The sequence below is a fragment of the Synechococcus sp. WC101 genome, from assembly GCF_047461555.1.
GTDB lineage: Bacteria > Cyanobacteriota > Cyanobacteriia > Thermostichales > Thermostichaceae > Thermostichus.
This window is the reverse complement of sequence record NZ_JANSHG010000217.1, coordinates 1-3,056: the sequence shown is the minus strand read 5'-3', so window position 1 is coordinate 3,056 and position 3,056 is coordinate 1. Positions and strand designations below refer to the sequence as shown.

3 protein-coding genes are annotated in these 3,056 nt (G+C 60.8%); all 3 read right to left on the bottom strand.

Annotated elements, in window-relative coordinates; genetic code table 11:
* Nucleotides 1-697: DsbA family protein (locus NW809_RS11625; RefSeq protein WP_414402200.1), on the bottom strand; the 697-nt coding region annotated here is incomplete at its 3' end.
* 133 nt (nt 698-830) lie between these two features.
* Nucleotides 831-1,376: an RNA recognition motif domain-containing protein gene (locus NW809_RS11620; protein WP_011431593.1), complete on the bottom strand. Its 546-nt coding sequence runs from the start codon at nt 1,374-1,376 to the stop codon at nt 831-833.
* A 263-nt stretch (nt 1,377-1,639) separates the two neighbouring features.
* Nucleotides 1,640-3,007: a glutamate-5-semialdehyde dehydrogenase gene (locus tag NW809_RS11615; protein ID WP_414402199.1), complete on the bottom strand. Its 1,368-nt coding sequence runs from the start codon at nt 3,005-3,007 to the stop codon at nt 1,640-1,642.
* Nucleotides 3,008-3,056: the final 49 nt, after the last annotated feature.

Below are 3,056 nucleotides of genomic sequence, written 5' to 3'. Positions count from 1 at the left end.
CCCCCGAAAAAGAAAGGCCGTTCAAGATGAAATGAGGGGTGCCGCCGATGCCCAGTTGAGAGGCCAGATCCATATCTCGCTGAATGGCGCGCTCCGCCGCCCGGCTGCGCCGATCCCGATTGAATTTCTCCACATTTAGGCCCAACTTCTCGGCGGTAGCTACATAAAATTCATCCCCAAGCTGGGATTGGTTGGCAAACAGCTCGTCGTGGAACTCCCAGAACTTGCCCTGACGGTGGGCAGCCCAGGCCGCGCGAGCCGCCGCCATCGCCTCCGGGTGGATGCTGGTCAAGGGCAGGTGCTTGTACACCAAGGTCACCTCATTCCCGTGCTCGGCCATGAACTGTTTGAGGGTGTCGTGGGCGCGGGCGCAGAAGGGACATTGAAAATCGGAAAACTCCACCAACACCAACCGCAAAGCGTCGGATCCCAGTTGAGGAGAGTCTCCGATGACGGCACGCGGGTTCTCCCGCAACTGCCGGCCAAATTCTTCCGCCAACTTCTGCTGTTGTTGCTGCTGCTCTTGGTACTGCCGCTGCTGGTACTCCTGCACCGCCTCCAGGATCACCTGGGGGTGCTTGCGAATGATCTGCAGCACCTGCTCCTCCAAATCGGCTGGAGCTGCGAGGGCAACTTGGACAACGCTGCTCATCCCCAGCCAAACCAGCAGCGCGCCGAGGAACCCAGCTTTGGCCAAGCACTGTCCCCACGCGCGAAAAACCCTTGCCAGACTATCCATCCCAAAACCCCCTCTCGAGTATGCCCAGAGCTGTACAGCTCAACCAGGCTAACGCCAGATGGCGGCGATGTCCACCACGCTTTTGGGGGGATCAGGAGTTGGTCGCTTGGAGAAGCTGCTCCTTAATCCGCTGCAACTGACTGGCCCAACGGGGATCCGGCTCAAAGGCCCCTTCAGTCTCGGCAACGACATTGCCTCCACTCCCTTTGTTGCCCCGCTGGCGTTGCTTTTTGCTGGGAGCGGACTTTTCCCCAGACTCTTTGGAGCCTTTGGAAGAACCTCGGGGCTCAGGATCCCCGGGCGCCCTAGAATCCTTGCCAGCATCTTTGGCAGACTCCTTAGCTGGGGAGCTGGAGGCTGCTGCCCTGGCTTCGGCGTCTTCCCGTTTCTCCCGCCGCTGGGCAATCTCGATGCGCAGGTTGACATCGCCAAAGCTGTGGCCGTTGAACTTTTCGATGTACTGCTGCGCCTGCTCTTCGGTGCTCACGGTTACAAACCCGAAGCCGCGACATTTGCCTGTCCGCCGATCCCGAATCACCTTGGTGGAAATGACCTCACCTGCAGAGCTAAAGAGCTTCTCCAATGCCTGACGATCCACCTCTTCCGGCAGATTTCCGACATACAGACGAACGGGCATGATGCAGCGAAGCTCCTATCGAAATAACAAAAGGCAGCCAAAAAGCAAGGTGCTAGGTCAAAGGCGCTCAAGCCGACAGCAAATTTCAAAACCCAGTAGCCTTCGGTGGTCTATTGTTGCACCACAGCGGGGCACAAAGCACAACCTTTGCAAATCACAAGGCTATCTTCTAATTTACCTTAACTTGGAGCCACCCAGACGAGCAGAACGGTTTCCGTCATGGATTGCTTTGTACAGTCGGCCGCTGCAGCAGGCCCTGATCCCTAAGACAAACCGGTGGTGTTCAGGCGATCTCGATGTTGAAAAGGTCGGGCCTGGGGGCCTGTATAGTCGGCTACAAGATGGCCTCGCCCTCGCAGTTGGTAGCGGTAGGTCACCAAGCCCTCCAAACCCACCGGGCCGCGCGGCGGCAGCTTTTGGGTGCTGATGCCCACTTCTGCCCCCAAGCCGTAGCGAAAGCCATCGGCAAAGCGGGTGGAGGCATTGTGAAAGACCCCTGCTGCGTCCACTTCGTCGAGGAAGCGCTGGGCAGCGGCGGCATCTTCGGTCACGATGGCCTCGGTATGGCGGGATCCGTACCGCTCGATGTGGGCAATGGCTTCGTCGAGAGAATCCACCATTTTGATGGCCAGAATCAGGTCGGCGTACTCCGTGCGCCAGTCGGCCTCGCTGGCCGGGATCAGATCGGGCACCAGTTGGCGGCAGCGGGGATCCCCGCGCAACTCCACCCCCTTCTCGCGCAGCGCCTGCACGGCCAGGGGCAAAAACCGGGGGGCGATCTCTGCGTGCACCAGCAGGGTTTCGATGGCGTTGCAGGCGGCGGGGTACTGGGTTTTGCTGTCCAGGGTTAGCCTCACCGCCATGTCCACATCGGCAGCCCGATCTACGTACAAGTGGCAGAGGCCATCGGCATGGCCCAGCACCGGGATGCGGGTATTTTCCATGATGTAGCGGACAAAGCTGCTGGAGCCGCGGGGGATGATGAGATCCACCAGCCCTTCCAGTTGCAGCAGGGCCTTGACCTCGGCACGGCTGGTGAGCAACTGCAAAGATCCCTGGGGAAACTCGGGGATCTGCTGCAGCCCCGCCTGGATGGCCGCCATCAATGCCTGGCAGGAGCAGAGCGCCTCCGAGCCACCCTTGAGCAGGACGCTGTTGCCGGTTTTCACCGCCAGGGCGGCAATTTGCACCAGAGCATCGGGCCGCGACTCGAAGATCACCCCCAGCACTCCCAGAGGGTAGGTGCGCCGCTCCAGCACCAGCCCCTCATCCAGTTCCCGGATCAGCAAGGCCTGCCCCACCGGATCCGGCAGCCGCAGCACCTGCCGCACCCCGGCCACCGCGTCGGCCAATTTCTGGGCGTCCAACTTCAAGCGGGCGTAGGCCGAGGCGGACAGCTCACCGGCCTTGACCTGCTCCGCTGCCTGCTCCAAATCCGCCTGGTTGGCTGCCAAGATGGCCTCTTGGTGTTCCAGCAAAGCGGTGGCCATGGCCTCTAGGGCGGCATTTTTAATGGCAGTGGGCAAGGTAGCCGTGCGTCGAGCGGCAGCGCGAGCCAACTGCACCTGGGCCAGCAGGGGCGAGTCAGCAGCAGCTTCCGGCAGGCTGGGAGAGTCGGTTACAAGAGACATGGACTCCAGAAGAAAAAGCGCCTTTGCAAATGTGATCGCGAGAGCACCT